Origin of the sequence: Streptomyces sp. NPDC086080 (genome assembly GCF_044540255.1) — a bacterium.
Taxonomy (GTDB): Bacteria; Actinomycetota; Actinomycetes; order Streptomycetales; family Streptomycetaceae; genus Streptomyces.
The window spans coordinates 56,423-72,490 of record NZ_JBITRU010000015.1; the positions used below are offsets into that span (position 1 = coordinate 56,423).

Below are 16,068 nucleotides of genomic sequence, written 5' to 3' on the forward strand. Positions count from 1 at the left end.
GCATGTCCTCGTATGCGCGTCTGCGGTCCACGGCCCTGGAGCTGTTCGCCTCCCGTGGCTTCCAGGCCACCGGCATCCGGGAACTCGCCGCCGCCTCGGGCATCTCCCTGGCCACCCTCTACCACTACATGGACGGCAAGGAAGATCTGCTCGTCCGGCTGATGCGCGAGAGCCTCGGTCGGCTGATCGACGACGCGCGTACGGTACTGGCCAAGGTCAACTCGCCGGTCGAGGGCCTTGCCGCACTGACGATCATGCACGTGCTCGCCCACGGACTCCGCCGGACGCAGACCGTCGTCGTCGACACCGAACTGCGGTCGCTCGGCAAGGAGAACCGCGACATCATCGTCGCGTTGCGGGACGAGTACGAGGAACTGTGGCGACTGCAGCTCGCCGGCGGATCGGCGTCCGGCACCATGACGGTGCCGGACGCCAGGGTGACGCGGCTCGCACTGCTCGAAATGTGCACCGGCGTCGCCTACTGGTACTCGGACACGGGTGAGCTGGGCCTCGACCAGGTCGCGACCATCCACGCCGACCTCGTCCTCGCGCAGGTGGAGGCCAGGCAGGAGCAGGGCCGTATCCGGCTGACCGACCTGGACCTGCCGCCGATCACCTGGTTCAGGGAACTGGTCCTCTGCGAGGAGTGACCGGCCCGGGCGGGATGGGGCCGACAGGCCCGGCCGGTCCGCGGACGACTCCCGTGCGGGCTACTTGACGACGTACAGCGTCTTCGGCCAGCCGTAGCGCTTGGCCTTGGCGAAGAGGTCCTTGATGTCGGCCGGCTTCAGCTTGATGCAGCCGTTGGAGTAGTAGTCCCTCACTCCGTCCCAGCGCTCGGACTCGATGGTGCCCTGCTTGCCGTTCGGCTTCATCTCGCTGTGCACGAACAACTCCGTGCGCTTGGTGCCCTTGTTGCACTTCTTGTCCGACAGCTTGATGACGTAGCCGTTGATGATGCCGTCGAAGTTCGTGCGGTGGAACTCGATCTTGTACTTGCCGTTCTTCGTGTTGGTCCCCGGCAGCCATCCCTTGCTGAGGGCGCACTCGTTCTTGCTGCCGTTGCCGGAGCCGGCGCGGTACTTGGCGACGACCTTGTCCTTGGCGTTGGCCACGCTCTTCATCAGGTACAGCTTGGAGTTGATCGGGTTGGACGCGTTCTTCTTGAAGTACAGGTAGTAACTGCCGCCCGCCGCATGGGCTTCCGGGGCGGTCGCGGTCGTCGTGGCGACCAGACCGCCGACGAGGGCCGTGGCGAGGGCGAGCGGGGCAAGACAGGTACGCAGACCGAGCGTGGTCATGGGACGTGTTCCTTCCGTCGGGACGAATTGAGTTGCGTGGCCGCGCGGTCTCCGGTCCACCCCCGTGGGCTCGGTGTGCGGCGGCAGCACCTGAGTCTTGGCCGCGGGGATCTTGTCCGGCAACGGTTCCCGGTGTCCGGGACAGACGACGCCTGTCCGGCCTGGTCAGCGGCATACCCGGACAGCGCCTCCCCGCTGTCCGACAACGTCCGGTAATCGCTTGCCCGTTGTGACGAGCGTGACGACAATGACCGCATGGTGGTCTCGGGGGGCGTGAACCCCGCGGATGCGCGGTCGGCGGGCGAGTACGTCGCCCTGCTGCGGACGCTGAAGGAACGCAGTGGGCTGACCCTGCGTCAGCTTGAGCAACGGGCCGCCGAGCGCAACGACGTGCTGGCGCGCAGCACTCTGGCGGACATGCTGCGGCGAGACGCCCTGCCGCGCGCGGAACTGGTCACCGCACTGGTCCGGGCGTGCGGTGCCGAGCAGGAGCTACCGGAATGGCTCGCGGCCCGGGAGCGGCTGGCGGCCGGGGAGGTCCCCTCCCCCGACGGGACGGACACGGATCCGGAGACGGACTCTCCCGGCCCGCCGCCGGAGTCCCCGGTCCACGGCCGTAGAAGAACCGCCTACTCGGCGGCGATGGCCTCACTCGGCACGGTCGCGTTGCTCGCCATCGGCACGATCGTGCTGCTGCCGGAGAACGAGGGGGACGACCCGACCGCGAACAGGGCGGCGACATCGCCGACTTCGGGACCGGCCCCAGGATTCTCACGCGTCCGCCCGGCGCGCGCTCCCGACCTGTGCCTGACCGACGGGGACGTCCGCATGGATGGCACCGGCGAGTCGAAACTGCTCGCGGTGCAGCGCCCCTGCGCGGAGGCCGTTCCGCCGCGCACCTACCTCCGGCGGGCGGCCGACGGCCGCTACCAGATCCAGTTCCACCACCCGCGGTTCGGCCCCGGCTGCCTCACCGTCCTGAGCGACGGCCCGTTCCAGGGCACGCTCGAACCCTGGGACGACTGCGGCGCCGGCGGGGCCTCCCAGTGGTTCCACATCGACGAGGCCGACGGCAAGGACCGGTGGCGTCTGCGATCGGCACGGGACGGCAGGCTGTGCGTGGGCATCGACGGGGGTGCGAAGGAGACGGGCGCGGCGCTCAAGGCGGAACCCTGCGCCAAGCCCGCGGGCGACGATCAAATGTTCCTGATCACCCGGGAGGACTGACGGGGCTCCGGGGACCGGGACGGAAGCGTGTGCTGCGCCCAGACGGTCTTGCCCGGGCCGTCCGGGCGCGGGTGCCAGCCCCAGCGGGTCGCGAGCAGCGACACGAGGAGCAGGCCGCGGCCGGCCTCAGCGGTCGCGGCCTGCTCCTCCCTGGCGACGGGGCGGCAGGGGTGGCGTTCGGTGCGGGTGTCGGTGACCTCCACGCGTACGGTGCGGCCGTCGGGGGCCACCTGGAGGAGGAAGTGGAAGTCCCGGCCGGGGACATGGCCGTGTTGCACGGCGTTCGCGGTGAGTTCCCCGACGATCAGCACGATCGCGTCGTGCGGGTCGGTGCCGTACGGGATGCCCCAGGCGTCCAGACGTGCGGCCGCGAGGTGGCGGGCGAGGCGGGCGCCTCTGGGGGTGGAGGTGAAGCGCATCGCGAAGGATCGGGCAGGGGGTGGGGGCATCTCCAAGGGGGTGCAGGGAGGGGCGTATTGCTCGGTTTCCGTGTTTTCGGCGCTTTCCGTGGTTCCGGTGATGTCGGCGGGATTGATGGGTTTCGTCGTCACACCCTCCACCGTCCCGCCGGTCGCGTAGCGTGAACAGTGGTGACGCAGTGACAGGGGGCGGCTGTACCCGTGTTGTACGCACGAGTCGGAGCTGCGCGCCGTGACGGCGTCCCTTGTGGGGGCGTTGAACGGAAGAGGCGGTGGTGACATGGCGGAGCGCGAAGGCGTTGAGGCCGGGGCAGTACCCGGGCAGCGTGAGAACGGTGACGACGGCGGCTCGGGAGCCGCGGCGGCGGTCGTGAGTCTCGGGGACGGGTGGGACAACGACGACGGGACCGGGCAGCGGCCGGAGGACCAGGCGACGCGGGGTGTCGTGGTCGCGTTCGGGCAGACCATGAAGACGCTGCGCATGCGGGAAGGGCTGGAGCGCGAGGAGTTCGGGCGGCGGCTCGGGTACTCCGCCTCCACCATCGCCTCGTTCGAGCAGGGGCGGAGGATTCCGACACCCCGGGCGATCGAGCGGGCGGATGAGGTGCTGGGGGCGGGCGGGTTGTTGTGCCTGTGGAAGGAGCAGGTGGAGCGGGCTCAGTACCCGGTGTTCTTTCAGGGGATGGCGAGGCTGGAGAAGGAGGCCGTTGAGCTGGTCGCCTACGACACCCTGGTGGTCAAAGGGCTACTTCAGACTGAGGAGTACATGAGGGCGCTGCTCGCCATGAGGCGGCCTCCCCTGGACGAGGAAACCGTCGAGCAGCGAGTGACGGCACGGCTGGCTCGGCGGGACATCTTTGATCGTCGGCCCGCCCCGCTGCTGAGCTTCGTACTCGACGAGGCGATCCTGCGGCGACCTTACGGAGGCAAGTCCGTGCTGCGTGGGCAGTTGGAGCACCTGGTGTTGATCGGTCAGAAGCGCAACGTCGAGATTCAGGTCATGCCGATCGACCGCGAGGACAATGCTGGTGTGAACGGGCCGTTCACTGTCGTCACGCGCAAGGACGGCAAGAAGTTCGTGTACGCCGAGGCACAGGGGGTCGGCTCTCTGCAGACCGACCCGGAGCAAGGGGTTCTGGCTGCCGCCCGCTATGGGATTATCCGATCGCAGGCTCTCAGTCCGCGAGAGTCGCTGGAGCTCATCGAAGGGGTGCTGGGATCGCTATGAACAACGCTGAGTCCTCGACCGTCGCCTCCCGCCTGGCCTGGTTCAAGAGCAGCTACAGCGGAACCGAGGGCGGTGATTGTGTAGAGGTCGCGCCCACTACGGCAGTTGTGCACGTCCGAGACTCGAAGGCCGTCGCCGGGCCCATGCTCACGGTGTCGCGTGACGCATGGGCGGGATTCGTCGGGCCGGCCTCGTCGGAGCGGTTCGTCTGACGCTCGTACGGTCATGAGAGCCCTGTCGGCCGAGCCCTCGGTCGGCAGGGCTCTCAGGTCGGTTCTCCGGAATCCCCTTCACGGGAAACAGGCGTGAACAACGGTCTGCGGGGTCCGCCGGTTCGCCGGGTGATCTGTGATTTTCCTCCGCTTCCCAAGGGTGAGCCCGCCGGGTGCCCGGGACGTTCTCAGTGCGTCAGAGCACACGCCGGGAAGCAGATCCAGGAGGGAACACATGTCGAGAGGCATCCGTGCCCGACGCGGAAAGATCGGAGCGGGGCTCATCGGCGTCGCCGTGACGGCCGGGCTGAGCCTGACGGTCCTGCCGCAGATGGCCCATGCCAGCCTCGGGGACGAGGAGAAGGCCACCGAGGTCCGGGCGGAGCAAGCGAGGGGCGGTGACAAGCACCGTGGCCCAGGCCGACCGGGCGGCCCTCGCTCGACCGGGAAGGAGATCCACGCGCGCGTGATCACCGGCAGCCAGATCTACCGGTGCGCCGAGCAGGACGACGGCAGCTTCGCGTACGCCCAGGACAATGTGACGGCCCGGCTCGCCCGCGGTATCAAGCACTCGTTCGTGACGCCGTCCGCGGGTCCGCCCCAGTGGATCGCCCGTGACGGCAGCGCCGTCACCGGCACGGTCGTCAGCAGGACGCCCAACGGTGAGGGGAACATCCCCCTGCTGGAACTCACCGCCACGCAGAGCGGTGAGTCCGAGGGGCTTCTGGCGGGCGTCACCCGGATCCTGCGTCTCAAGACGGTCGGCGGTGTCGCCCCCGCCGGGACGTGCGACCGCGAGGCGAACCCCACGGCATCGGTTCCCTACAAGGCCGAGTACGTGTTCATCAAGGAATAGACACAGGTGCGGAACAAGCGTGGTGGGGTCCCGGTCGGGGCCCCACCGCGTCGCGCTTCCGAGAGCCGTTCGGCACGGTCCGCGGCTGCCCGGTCGAGTGGCATCGCGGTCCCGCCGTGCTGGGCTGACCCCCGTCAGGGTCCGGTGGTCCGCGTCATCCGCGCGTCGAGGCGGTAGCGGGACTGGACCGCGAGGGCTGCCGCCATCAGGAGGGCGGGCAGGACCGTGAAGCCCAGGAGGATGGCGGTGTGGGCGGCGCCGGTCTGCGTGACGTCCTCACCGGCCCGCGCGGCGGCGTATCCGCCGAGGGCGAGGGCGGCCGAGTACAGGTAGGGGCCGGCCGCGGCGCCCGTGGACTCCGTCGCGGTCCACACTCCCGTGTAGGCGCCGGTCCGTTCGATCTCGCTGGTGCCCGCTGAGCGGACGGTGTCCGGGACCATCGAGAACGGGAAGAGCTGAAGGCCCGCGAAGCTCACCCCGAGGAGCAGGGTGCAGAGCAGCGGGAGCGCGATGCCCGCCACGTCCCCGGCGGCCAGGCCGAGTGCTCCGGCGATGAAGAAGGCCTGGCACAGCAGCAGGCAGCGCTGTTTGCCCCAGCCGCGCGAGAGGCGGAACCACAGGGGGGTGGTGAGCAGGGCGGGGGCCACGAACGCGGCCATCAGGACGGTGGTGAAGCCGGGGCGGCCCAGTTCGTGCCGCGCGTAATAGGGCAGGCCGGCGAGGACGAGGTGGGTCGTGGTGGAGACGAGGAGGTAGGCGAGGACCAGGACGCGGAAGGACGGGTTGGCGCGCAGGACGTCCCGTACCTGGGCCAGGGCCGACCCGTGTGCCGTCCGCTCCGACTCCGGGCCGCCCGGAGCTTCACGCCGCGGCTCGGTGGGCAGGAGGTCGCGGACGCCACCGATACCGACTATCTGGAAGACCACCATGAAGGCGCCGAGGACGAGGGCCATGACCGCGTACCGGATGACCGAGTCGCCCTCCCCCGCCAGGAGCGGGGCCAGTGCGCCGCCGACCAGGATGCCCACGGTGAGGACCACCATGCGGAAGGAGAGCACACGGGTGCGGCCGTGGTACCCGACCGTCATGTCGGTGGGCGTGGCCAGGTACGGGACCTGGTAGGCGGCGAAGAGGGCGTTGGCGACCACGAACCAGCCGGCGACCCAGATGGCGGCCGCCCAGGGGTGGTCGGCGACGGGCCCCGGCACCGCGAAGAGCGCGACGAACGCCGGGGCGAGGGCGCAGCCCGCCGCCAGGAGCCGCAGCCTGGTGCCCCGCCGGGCGCGTTCCCGGTCGGAGAGGGAGCCGACGAAGGGGTGGAGGACGATGTCCACGGCCTTCGGCAGTAGCAGCGCCAGTCCGGCCAGCCAGGGGGTCACACCGAGGGTGTCGGTGAGGAAGTACAGGAGCAGCAGGCCGGGGACGGTGACGTAGACGCCCATGCCGGCCGAGCCGAGGGCATAGCGCAGGAGCGCGGGACGGGGCACATCGGTGCCGTCACCGTCGGCCCCGTCGGCGGCGGGGGCCCGGTGTCCGGGGGGAGGGGCTTCGGATCCTGTGACGGCGTTCATGAATCCCTCAGGTGCTTGATTGCGAGGTCTGCGGATCCTAGCCAGACTGTGCCGAATGAGGAAGAACGGTCGGACACCCGAGGAACGGCCCGCCCGGCGCGGTCCGGGCAGGCCCAGGCGCGCGGAGCGGGAGGGGCCCTCCACGCGTGAGCTGATCCTGCGGGAGGCGACGGCGTTGTTCGCCGCGCGAGGGCCGGAGGGGACCTCGCTGCGGGACATCGCGGCGCGGGTGGGCATCGACGTGTCGAGCCTGCACCACCATTTCCCGGCGAAGGACGCCCTGTACGACGCCTGCTTCGAGCGGGTGCACGAGGCGGAACGGGCGGCGCTCGCCCCGCTGGTGGCGGAGCTTCGGAGGGCGGCGACGGGCGACGGGACGGATTTGGCCGCTGCACTGCGGGCCCTCGCGGAGGGCTTCGTGGACTTCCTGGAGGAACATCCGCACACCACCTTCCTGTGGCTGCGCCGCTGGCTCGACCCCACGCGCGGTACGGGCCTGGACCGGGCCTACGCGCTGCCGCTGTACGGCGAGGTCGAGCGCGCCCTGCTGGAGGCCGCCCACGCGGGGACGGTGCGGGAGACGACCCCGCATGTCACGGTGCGCAGCCTGGTGTGGGCGGCGCACGGCCATGTCACCGCGCTGGCGGCGGCCTCCCCCGCCGAGCGGGAGCGTGAGCGGTACGAGTTCCGCCTCTGGGTGCGCCGATTCCTGGACGCCCTCTACGGCCCGCCGCCGGCCGGCGGGGAGCAGGGGCTGGTGCCGGCGCCGGAAGTGACGTAATAATCCGTCGCACGTTGGATTAGCTCGATGGACATGTTCGGCTGGCGGAAGGGCGCGGGCGATGGGCGCAGGGCGGGACACGGCGCTGCCGGGGCGGGTGGCCGTCGTCGGGGGCGGGGTCGCGGGCATCGCGGCGGTCAAGGCGCTGCTGGAGGCGGGCGTCGAGGTGGTCGGCCTGGAACGCGCCGAGGAGCTGGGCGGACTGTGGCGGCTCTCCGACGACACCGCCGCGTACGAGGGACTGCGGCTCAACACGTCGAAGCCGCGTACCGAGTTCAGCGACCACCCGATGCCGCCGGAGTGGCCCGACTACCCCTCCCGCGCCCAACTCCTGTCGTACGTGCGGGGGTACGCGGAGCGTTTCGGCGTCACGCCGCACTACCGCATGGGCACGGAACTCGTCGCCGCGCGGCGCACCGAGGAGGGCTGGCTGCTCGAACTGGAAGGCCCCGACGGCCCGTACGAGGAGTCCGTCGCGCACCTGGTGGTCGCGAACGGGCACAACCACACGCCGCGCCTGCCCGAACCGCCGTACCCGGGAACCTTCGAGGGCACGTCCTCGCACGCGCACACGTACCGGGAGCCCGCCGAGTTCGCCGGGCGCCGGGTGCTCGTCGTGGGCACCGGCAACTCCGCGATGGACATCGCGACGGAACTGGTCGGGCAGGCGGGCGAGGTGCTGATATCGGCCCGGCGCGGGGTGTGGGTGCTGCCCAAGCGGCTGCTGGGCCGGCCCACCGACCAGTGGAACGGCGCGCTCGCCGCCGTACTGCCGTGGCGGCTGCGCCAGCGGGTCTCCCAGGCGATGCTGCGGCTGGCCGGCCGGGGCGGCGAGGGGCCGGCGCTGCCGCCCTCCCCCGAAGGGGTGCTCCAGGACCACCCGACGCTGAGCGACACGGTTCCGGCGCTGGTGGCGGCCGGGAGGATCGGCGTACGGGCGGGCATCGAACGCTTCGAGGGGCGCCGGGTGTGCTTCACGGACGGGCGCGAGGACGAGGTGGACCACGTCCTGTGGTGTACGGGGTACCGGGCGACCGTTCCCTTCCTCGACCCGGAGCTGGTCCCCGACCCGGCGCGGCTGCCGCTGTACCGGCATGTGTTCCCGCTCGACGAGCCCGCGCTCTCCTTCGTGGGGCTCATGCAGTCGACGGGCTCGGCGCTGCCGGTCGTAGAGGCGCAGGGACGGCTGCTGGCCGCGTACCTGTCCGGGCGGCTGCGCAGGCCGCACCGGGACCGGATGCTGACTGCGGTCACCTCGGAACTGCACGCCGCGCGGGAGCGGTGGGGCGCCAGGCGTCCGCACATGCGGATCGACGTGGACCGCTACCTGCGCCAGGTGGCGCGGGATCTCGCGCACAGGCGGGGCGCCGCGCGCTCCCTCGCGGGGCGGCGGGTGATCGTGACGGGGGCCGCGGGGACCTTCGGGCGGGCGCTCGGGGCGCGCTTCGGCGAACTCGGCGCCGAGGTGGTCGGGCTGGACCTGGTGGCGGACGAGACGGGGCCGGTGCCCGTCGTCGGCTGCGACCTGACCGACCCCGAGTCCGTGAGCAAGGGCATCGAGGAGGCGGTGCGGCTGCTCGGCGGTGGCGTGGACATCCTGATCAACAATGCCGGCCGGGGCGGTCCCGCGCCCGCGGAACTGCGGCCGTCCGAGGAGGTGCACACCCAGCTACGGCTCAATCTGCTCGGTGCCTGGGAGGTGACGGCGGCGGCGCTGCCGCATCTCGAACGGGCCCGGGGGCGGGTGGTGTTCATCGCCTCGCGGATGGCGCTGCTGCCGCTGCCGCTGGCGGCCGCCTACGGAGTCTCCAAGCGGGCGCTCGCCGCCTACGCGGACACGCTGCGGCTGGAGGTCGGCACCCATGTCGGGGTGACGACCGTGTACCCGAGCATGGTGCGCAGTCCGATCCACGACAGCACCCGCGAGGCCGGTCTGTCGCTCGACGGGGTGTCCAGGCCCGAGCCGCTCGACGGGGTGGTGTCGGCGGTCGTCTCCGCCGTCACGGCCCGGCACGCGCCGCGCGACGTGGCGACGACCCGGCGGGGCCGGACCGAGATGGCACTGGCCCGGCACGCGCCGGCGCTGACGGACCGGATCGTACGGCGGACGGTCGCGTCCCGGCTCGCGGCGGGCGCGTTCGCGAAGGCGCCGCTCGCCGAGGGGCTGCGGCGCAGGCACGAAGGCGCGGACTGAGCGGAGCCGCCGACCGTCTCCGGCGCACCGGACGACGCACCGCCGGTCTCGATGCGCGCCTCGGGCGGCCCCCGGGGCCGTACCGGCCTCAGTGCCTCCCGACCCGCCGGTGGAGCAGCGCGGGCGCGAGGCGTCGGCGGCCGTCCTGCCGGGGACCGCTCTGTTCCTGCCTGCCGGTACCGCTTCCCGGGTGACCGTACGGGCTCATGGCTGCGTACAGTGCGTTCGGTCTCGATGGGAGAAGACGTTGGACGCGATGGAGTTCCCTCTCAGCGCCCGGGTGCGCGCGGCCCGGCGATGGCTCGTGTCGACGAGTGCGGCGGGTGCCGTGGTCGCGGGAGCCGCCGTGGGGTGCGTGGTCGGCGACGCCGCGGGCTGGGTGTCGGTGCCGCGGACGGTTCAGGCGGTCCTGGTGCTGGTGACGCTGTTCGTGCTGCCCGTCGTGTGGGTGGGAGCGCACGCCGTGTGGGCGCTGCGCGGGCGCGCCGAGCTGTTCGCGGTCGCCGGAGAGCACCCACGGCGGCGTCCCACCGACCGTCAGCTGGCCGACCACCTGCGCGACGAGCATCCGCTCACGCCCCTGTGGTGGATGGTTTCCATCCTCGGCGGACTCTGCGCGCTCTGCCTCGGGTTCGCTCTCCCGTTCGCCGTGGCCGACGGCGCCGTACTCGCCGGTGTGCTCCTCGGGGCCGGGCTCGCCCTGTCCCTGGCCGCCCTGGCGGTGGCCGTGCCCGGGATCCGCCGCACCGAACGCCAGGGCTCGGAGGACCGGAGGCGGCGTACCGAGCTGTGGTCGGCCCTGCCCAGCGCCGTCGAACGCCGGCTCGCGGTTCCTCTCCTCGGCACGGGCGACGGAGGGCATCTCGGTGCCTGAGACACCCCGCCCGGGCCGGGCAGCGGGAACAGCCGGGGCCCACCTCATGTTGGCGGAGGCATGACCACGCATCCGCCGCGGCCCGAGGTGCTGCGCTACACCGCCTTCTCCAGCTCCCCCGACGGCGGGAACCCCGCCGGTGTCGTGCTGGACGCCACCGGCCTTGACGAGGCCGACATGCTGGCCATCGCCGCCGAACTCGGGTACTCGGAGTCCGCGTTCCTGACCGCGCCCCCGGAGGGACTCGGCGGCGGGGAGGGGCGGGAGTACGGCATTCGCTACTTCAGTCCGAAGGCCGAGGTGCCGTTCTGCGGCCACGCCACCGTGGCGACCGCCGTCGCGCTGGCCGAGCGGATCGGGCCAGGGGAGCTGGTGTTCTCGACGCGCGCCGGCACCGTGCCGGTGGAGGTGACCGAGGAGGGCGGGACGGTCAGGGCCACGCTCACCAGCGTCGAACCGCACATCGAGGAGATCGCCGACGCCGACCTGGCGGAGGCGCTGACCGCGCTCGGCTGGCCGGCCGGCGATCTCGACCCCGCCTTCCCGCCCCGGATCGCGTTCGCCGGCGCCCGCCATCTCGTGCTCGCGGCGGCGACGCGCGCCCGTCTCGCGGACCTCGCGTACGACTTCGCGCGCCTCGAAGCCCTGATGCACCGCCTGGACCTGACCACGGTCCAGTTGGTGTGGCGGGAGTCGGCCGCCGTCTTCCACGTCCGTGACCCGTTCCCCGTCGGCGGTGTCGTCGAGGACCCGGCGACCGGCGCCGCGGCCGCCGCGTTCGGTGCCTACGTCCGTGAGTTCGGCCTGGTCCCCGAGGACGCCGTCCTCACCCTGCGCCAGGGCGAGGACATGGGCCGGCCGGGGGAGCTCACGGTGACGCTGCGCGCGGGTGACCGGCGGGTCCGGGTCGGCGGCGCGGGAGTCCGCATCGGGTGACGCACCGGTCGTGACGGCCGTGCGGGGCACGGACGTCGCCGGCAGCGGGAGAGCCAGGGTCGCGTGGCAGCCGGTGTCCGCTCTTCCGTCTGCGCCTCCCGGCTGCCCCCGACGGAAGCGTCGGCGTAGGCCCGGCCCCGGGCGACGGGCTCGACGAGGCTGTCCGTCAGTGAGTGACGGGCAGCACGTCCGGGGACAGTGCCGCCGCGCGGGCCGTCGCGGCCGTCATGCGGCGGCTGTGGTGGCGGCGGCACAGGACCTCGTAGCCGATCTCGTCCGCGGAGCCGGTGACATCGCCGACGACCACCTGGGCGCCCTCGACGACCATGACCCCGCCGACTGTGCGGGCGTTGTGCGTGGCGCGGGCGCCGCACCAGCACAGGGCCTCGACCTGGAGCACCTCGACACGGTCGGCGAGTTCGACCAGGCGCTGGGAGCCGGGGAAGAGCTTGGAGCGGAAGTCGGTGGTGATGCCGAAGGCGTAGACGTCGAGTTCCAGGTCGTCGACCACGCGGGCGAGCTGGTCGACCTGCTCCGGCGCCAGGAACTGTGCCTCGTCCGCGATGACGTAGTCCGCGCGCCGGCCCCGTGAGAGATGGTCGACGAGGTACGCGTACAGGTCGGCGCTGTCGCCGACCTCCACGCGTCCGTAACCAGGCCGAGGCGGGAGGAGAGCCTGCCCTCGCCGGCCCGGTCGTCGCGGGTGAAGATCATGCCGATCAGGCCGCGTGCCGAACGGTTGTGCTCGATCTGGAGAGCCAGCGTCTTTTTGCTTGACCATCCACCATGCAGGGCTCCGTCGTTCTCGCGGTCGCCCCGGAGTCGCGGGTGTGGACTCAATACCCCACGTCGGCGGTCACATCCCGGCAACAGCAGCCGTAGATCGTGAACCGGAAGGTCCGCCTCAGACAACGTCGACGTGACGGCAGGGGCCTCAACCCAGACCCGCAGGAGCGCCTCAGATCAGAACGACGCGATCTTCCCAGCCGTTGCCCGTCACCTTCTCGAATTTCCGCCCCAGCCGGGCCGGCTCATCGCGTTCGTCGCTGGTCAGGCCATCCTGCTCGCCCGCGTCGACCTCGGCCTGCTTGACCCGGTCCCGCACTGCGGTCCCGGTCAGGTCGAAGTCCTCGGCAACCTGACCGGCCGAGCGGTCACCGCGTCGGGGCGGCTCGACGACCTCGGCCTTGAACTCCGGCGTGAACGAGCGGCGGGGACAGCCGTGAGATGGATGGCCTTCGTGCTGTGATCCCCGTGGGTCGCAGCACGAGGACCGCCGCCCGGCGGATCGACGACCTCGCCTGGGTCCCTGTCCAGTGCCGTCGTGATGCACTCACGGGCCGCTTCGAGGTCGCCGGACTCAGGTCTCGATCTCTTTGCGGCTGAGGCCCGACGGGGAATGACACGCCATCGGCGGGAGCCGCGGGCGAAGGCTGCTCGCGCTGTACCCGGCGTACAGCCCGACTCGTCTGCCTTTACGGCTCTGACCTGGGGATTTCCCTGGGGCGGGGCCGTTTTACGTGCGGGACGACTTCCCGCTTCGACCTGCGGGTTCCCGGGAGTTCCCGCGCGATTGTGCACGGGATGTGCACGCTGGCGGGCGTGCCGGGGTGCCGTGTGTCGTGCGGGGGTCGCGCGCGGGCGGGAGTCCTCGGTGGTGCAGCGGTCGACTCCAGCCACATCCGCGCGAGGAAGGGCGGGCCTGCCACCGGTCCGTCCTCGGTGGACCGGGGCAAGGCCGGCAGCAATCACCACTGGCGGCAACCGCAACGACGTCAGGAGGCCGATCTCGTCGTAGTGATGCAGCGTGCGGACGCTCACCCCGGCCAGCTCGGCCACGCGTCCCACGGTCAGGTGCTCCTCGATGAACTCCACCCTCGTCTCGTCCAGCTCCTCCACGGCACCGATCATGCGGTATCACGTCACCGTGAGGGTCAAGTACGTTGGGCGGGACGAGGGATGACGGTAGAGGGCCGCACGTGGGCAAGCTGTGGGACAGGTTGACGGGGACCGCCCGTCCCGGTGACGGTGTCGAGGCATGGCCTCGCGAGGAGGTGCGGGCCGCGCTGCTCGCGGTCGGCGAGACCGGAACGGTGTACCGCGTCCGCCACGCGCGGCCCGACGAGAAGGCGGACCTGGTAACGGAGTGCGACCTTCCGGGGATGGGCGTGCGGCTGAAGTCCTCGATGCGTCTGGACGCGGACCGGCGGGAGGTCCGGGTCCTTCACGAGAGCTGGCACAGGCATGGGTTCGGCGAGCACGAGTGCGAGTACGGGCGCGGTTACGCGTCCGCCGTGTACGTGGAGTGGAGGACCGAGCGGGGTCCCGACGGCAGGCACCGCCGGGTCAAGGTCACCTTCCACACACGGGAGATGACGGACCCGATCCGGGATACGGTCCTCGGCGCCGGCCGGCCCCTGCGCGGGGTCCTCCGACTGTAGGGGCTCATGGGGCCGAGGCCTCGCTGGGCGCTCGAAGTCGCCCCGGCGAACGCCGTCGCCTTCGAGGACTCGGCCACCAGCGTCGCCACCGCGCGGACCGCCGGACTCCACGTGGCGGTCGCACCGTCCCTTCCGGGGCCCCGGCTCGACCACGACCGGCCGGGCGCCAGCCTGGACGAGCCCGAACTCGTCGCGTGGGCGCGCGCGTCGGGACGCGTCCTCGGCACCTCCACCCCTCGGCGCTGTCGTGTCCCGGCAGAACGTTCCGGGAGTTCCGCTCAGGCGCTCTCCGCAGGTCTGACCGACAACGACCAACGGGGTGAGGTCAACGGTTCCTGATGCCCATGTGGTTCAGCAGGATCGCGTCGCGGACCCTGGTCGGCAGGTGCTGGTTGAGGAAGAAGAAGAGCGAACTCATCCGGTCGACCTGGTTGAACAGTTTCGGCTTCTTCGCGAGGACCACGGCGGCGATCTTCGCGGCCGCCTGCTCGGGGGTGGTCGCCTTGCTGACGAGTTCGTTGTCGCGCTCGATGAAACGCATCGCCCGCTCGTAGTAGGGGGACGTCTCGGACGGCAGCTTGAGGGCCTTCTTCGCGAACCCCGTGGACACCTGGGCCGGTTCGATGAGGGCGACCTGGATACCGTACGGCTCCACCTCGAACTTCAGGGACTGCACCAGGCCTTCGACGGCGAACTTGGTGGAGGAGTAGATCGACTCGAAGGGGAACGGGATCCGTCCGACGAGCGAGGCGACCGCGACCAGCTTGCCCTGGCGGCGTTCGCGCATGCCGGGGACGAACGACTGGAAGAGGGCCGCGGCGCCGATCACGTTGATCTCGAAGGCGCGCAGGGCTGCGTCGAGGTCGACCTCCTCGAACGGGCCGAAGAAGGGGACGCCGACGTTGGACATCACCGTGTCGACGTGCCCCCACTTCTCCAGGACGTCGTCGCGGAACGCCCGGACCGCCGCCCGGTCGCGGATGTCCAGGGGCACCAGGTGGTGGTCGACGCCCTTGGCGTCGAGTTCCTTGCCCAGGGATTCGAGCCCTGCCTGGTCCACGTCGAAGCCGGCGATCGACACGCCCTGGTCGGCGAGGAGCAGGGCGGTCCGGCGGCCCATGCCGTCGGCGAGCCCGCTGATCACAACGCGCTGGGTCATCCGGTGCCTCCTGAGGTGCGGGTGAGAGAGTCGGGGGTGGTCATCTTCCGTGGAAGACGGGGTCACGGCGTTCCAACGACGCCGTGATGCCGGTGGCGGCGTCCTCGGTGCGCCAGAGCCGCTCCTGTTCGTCGAGCTCGTGCTCCAGCGCGGACTCGAGCCGGTCCAGGAGACCGGCGCGCATCGTCGCCCGCATCGAGCGGACCGCCAGCGGGGCGGCGCTCGCCAGGTCGCGGGCCAGTTCCAGGGCGACGGCGCGTTCCTCGCCGAGTTCCGTCAGCCGGTCGGCCAGACCGGCGTCGTACGCCTCCGCGCCGCGCACCGGCCGGCCGGTGTACAGCATCAGTTCCGCGCGGGTCTGCCCGACGATCCTTGGCAGGGTCAGGCTCAGCGCGAAACCGCAGTGGAAGCCCAGGCGGGCGAAGTTGGCCTCGAAGCGCGCCTTCAGTCCAGCGACCCGGAAGTCGGCCGCGCAGGCGAGACCGAGTCCGCCGCCCACGGCCGCACCCTGCACGGCCGCGACCACCGGGATCTCCCACCGGAAGATACGGACCGCCTGCTCGTAGACGGCGGCGGCCGAGGCCCGCGGGTCCAGGGCACCGGTGGCGTCGGCCAGCCGTGCCCCCGCACAGAAGTGGCGGCCCTCCGAGCAGAGCACGATCGCCCGCGCCCCTTCGGAGGCGGCCCGCTCACCGGCGTCCGCGACCGCCGCGAGGACGTCGCGGTCGAAGAAGTTCGCGGGCGGGTCGTGCGTCTCCACGACGGCGACATGGCCGTCGAGGAGATCCACAGTGACCGCGCCGGTCATGTCGTTCATCGGGTCACCTCGTTCACGTCGTGCTCCCGGTCACCTCGTCCATACGGCATCC

At 71.6% G+C, this 16,068-nt stretch carries 17 protein-coding genes and 2 pseudogenes; 11 read left to right on the forward strand and 8 right to left on the reverse strand.

Annotated features, from left to right (window positions below):
* The first annotated feature begins 2 nt into the window (after nt 1-2).
* Entirely contained in the window at nt 3-650 is a 648-nt protein-coding gene (locus ACIF9R_RS19170; protein ID WP_399981258.1) for a TetR/AcrR family transcriptional regulator, read from the forward strand.
* A gap of 60 nt (nt 651-710) precedes the next feature.
* Here ACIF9R_RS19170 and ACIF9R_RS19175 read toward each other — a convergent pair whose 3' ends face one another.
* Nucleotides 711-1,301 (reverse strand): L,D-transpeptidase family protein, encoded by a 591-nt coding sequence (locus ACIF9R_RS19175; protein ID WP_399981261.1) that lies wholly within the window; start codon nt 1,299-1,301, stop codon nt 711-713.
* A 255-nt stretch (nt 1,302-1,556) separates the two neighbouring features.
* Here ACIF9R_RS19175 and ACIF9R_RS19180 point away from each other — a divergent pair, with 255 nt between their 5' ends.
* Nucleotides 1,557-2,528: a helix-turn-helix domain-containing protein gene (locus ACIF9R_RS19180; RefSeq protein WP_399981263.1), complete on the forward strand. Its 972-nt coding sequence runs from the start codon at nt 1,557-1,559 to the stop codon at nt 2,526-2,528.
* Here the strand turns inward: ACIF9R_RS19180 and ACIF9R_RS19185 are convergent.
* A complete protein-coding gene (locus ACIF9R_RS19185; protein WP_399981266.1) occupies nt 2,498-2,947 on the reverse strand; it encodes an ATP-binding protein in 450 nt (149 codons plus the stop codon). The two genes, ACIF9R_RS19180 and ACIF9R_RS19185, sit on opposite strands and share 31 nt — an antisense overlap.
* 280 nt (nt 2,948-3,227) lie before the next feature.
* Here ACIF9R_RS19185 and ACIF9R_RS19190 point away from each other — a divergent pair, with 280 nt between their 5' ends.
* The 3 genes from ACIF9R_RS19190 (at nt 3,228) to ACIF9R_RS19200 (ending at nt 5,243) form a co-directional block, all read left to right on the forward strand.
* Nucleotides 3,228-4,175 carry a helix-turn-helix domain-containing protein gene (locus ACIF9R_RS19190; protein WP_399981268.1) on the forward strand — a complete coding sequence of 316 codons (948 nt, stop codon included), beginning with the start codon at nt 3,228-3,230 and terminating at the stop codon, nt 4,173-4,175.
* The gene (locus ACIF9R_RS19195) at nt 4,172-4,387 is read left to right on the forward strand and encodes a DUF397 domain-containing protein (protein WP_399981271.1); all 216 of its coding nucleotides are present in this window, start codon (nt 4,172-4,174) and stop codon (nt 4,385-4,387) included. The genes ACIF9R_RS19190 and ACIF9R_RS19195 overlap by 4 nt, the downstream gene beginning before the upstream one ends.
* A gap of 235 nt (nt 4,388-4,622) precedes the next feature.
* Nucleotides 4,623-5,243: a DUF3455 domain-containing protein gene (locus ACIF9R_RS19200; protein WP_399981274.1), complete on the forward strand. Its 621-nt coding sequence runs from the start codon at nt 4,623-4,625 to the stop codon at nt 5,241-5,243.
* A gap of 134 nt (nt 5,244-5,377) precedes the next feature.
* Here the strand turns inward: ACIF9R_RS19200 and ACIF9R_RS19205 are convergent, their stop codons facing one another.
* Nucleotides 5,378-6,814, reverse strand: coding sequence for an MFS transporter (locus ACIF9R_RS19205; protein ID WP_399981276.1), 1,437 nt, complete (start codon nt 6,812-6,814; stop codon nt 5,378-5,380).
* A gap of 55 nt (nt 6,815-6,869) precedes the next feature.
* Here ACIF9R_RS19205 and ACIF9R_RS19210 point away from each other — a divergent pair, with 55 nt between their 5' ends.
* The 4 genes from ACIF9R_RS19210 to ACIF9R_RS19225 all read left to right on the forward strand — a co-directional run bounded on the left by ACIF9R_RS19210 (nt 6,870) and on the right by ACIF9R_RS19225 (nt 11,599).
* Nucleotides 6,870-7,595 carry a TetR/AcrR family transcriptional regulator gene (locus tag ACIF9R_RS19210; RefSeq protein WP_399981278.1) on the forward strand — a complete coding sequence of 242 codons (726 nt, stop codon included), beginning with the start codon at nt 6,870-6,872 and terminating at the stop codon, nt 7,593-7,595.
* Between the two features lie 61 nt (nt 7,596-7,656).
* Nucleotides 7,657-9,789, forward strand: a complete 2,133-nt coding sequence (locus tag ACIF9R_RS19215) for an SDR family NAD(P)-dependent oxidoreductase (RefSeq protein ID WP_399981281.1) — start codon at nt 7,657-7,659, stop codon at nt 9,787-9,789.
* 256 nt (nt 9,790-10,045) lie between these two features.
* Nucleotides 10,046-10,663: a hypothetical protein gene (locus tag ACIF9R_RS19220; protein WP_399981283.1), complete on the forward strand. Its 618-nt coding sequence runs from the start codon at nt 10,046-10,048 to the stop codon at nt 10,661-10,663.
* 60 nt (nt 10,664-10,723) lie between these two features.
* Complete coding sequence (locus ACIF9R_RS19225) at nt 10,724-11,599, forward strand: PhzF family phenazine biosynthesis protein (protein WP_399981286.1); 876 nt, start codon at nt 10,724-10,726, stop codon at nt 11,597-11,599.
* Nucleotides 11,600-11,765: 166 nt separating this feature from the next.
* Here the strand turns inward: ACIF9R_RS19225 and ACIF9R_RS19230 are convergent.
* The 3 genes and pseudogenes from ACIF9R_RS19230 to ACIF9R_RS19240 all read right to left on the reverse strand — a co-directional run.
* Nucleotides 11,766-12,391: pseudogene (locus ACIF9R_RS19230) on the reverse strand (thymidine kinase).
* 166 nt (nt 12,392-12,557) lie between these two features.
* Nucleotides 12,558-12,704, reverse strand: a complete 147-nt coding sequence (locus ACIF9R_RS19235; RefSeq protein WP_399981288.1) for a hypothetical protein — start codon at nt 12,702-12,704, stop codon at nt 12,558-12,560.
* 671 nt (nt 12,705-13,375) lie between these two features.
* Nucleotides 13,376-13,510, reverse strand: a pseudogene (locus tag ACIF9R_RS19240) (MerR family DNA-binding transcriptional regulator); the annotation flags it as partial.
* Nucleotides 13,511-13,578: 68 nt separating this feature from the next.
* On the opposite strand from ACIF9R_RS19240, the gene ACIF9R_RS19245 reads away from it, so the two are divergent.
* Together ACIF9R_RS19245 and ACIF9R_RS19250 are read left to right on the forward strand one after the other, a co-directional pair.
* Nucleotides 13,579-14,040, forward strand: coding sequence for a hypothetical protein (locus tag ACIF9R_RS19245; protein ID WP_399981290.1), 462 nt, complete (start codon nt 13,579-13,581; stop codon nt 14,038-14,040).
* Between the two features lie 6 nt (nt 14,041-14,046).
* On the forward strand, nt 14,047-14,379 hold the full coding sequence (locus ACIF9R_RS19250; protein ID WP_399981292.1) for a hypothetical protein: 333 nt from the start codon (nt 14,047-14,049) through the stop codon (nt 14,377-14,379).
* Here ACIF9R_RS19250 and ACIF9R_RS19255 read toward each other — a convergent pair.
* Entirely contained in the window at nt 14,366-15,199 is an 834-nt protein-coding gene (locus tag ACIF9R_RS19255) for an SDR family NAD(P)-dependent oxidoreductase (protein ID WP_399981295.1), read from the reverse strand. The genes ACIF9R_RS19250 and ACIF9R_RS19255 overlap by 14 nt on opposite strands.
* 40 nt (nt 15,200-15,239) lie before the next feature.
* The gene (locus tag ACIF9R_RS19260; RefSeq protein ID WP_399981297.1) at nt 15,240-16,016 is read right to left on the reverse strand and encodes an enoyl-CoA hydratase/isomerase family protein; all 777 of its coding nucleotides are present in this window, start codon (nt 16,014-16,016) and stop codon (nt 15,240-15,242) included.
* Between the last annotated feature and the right edge of the window lie 52 nt (nt 16,017-16,068).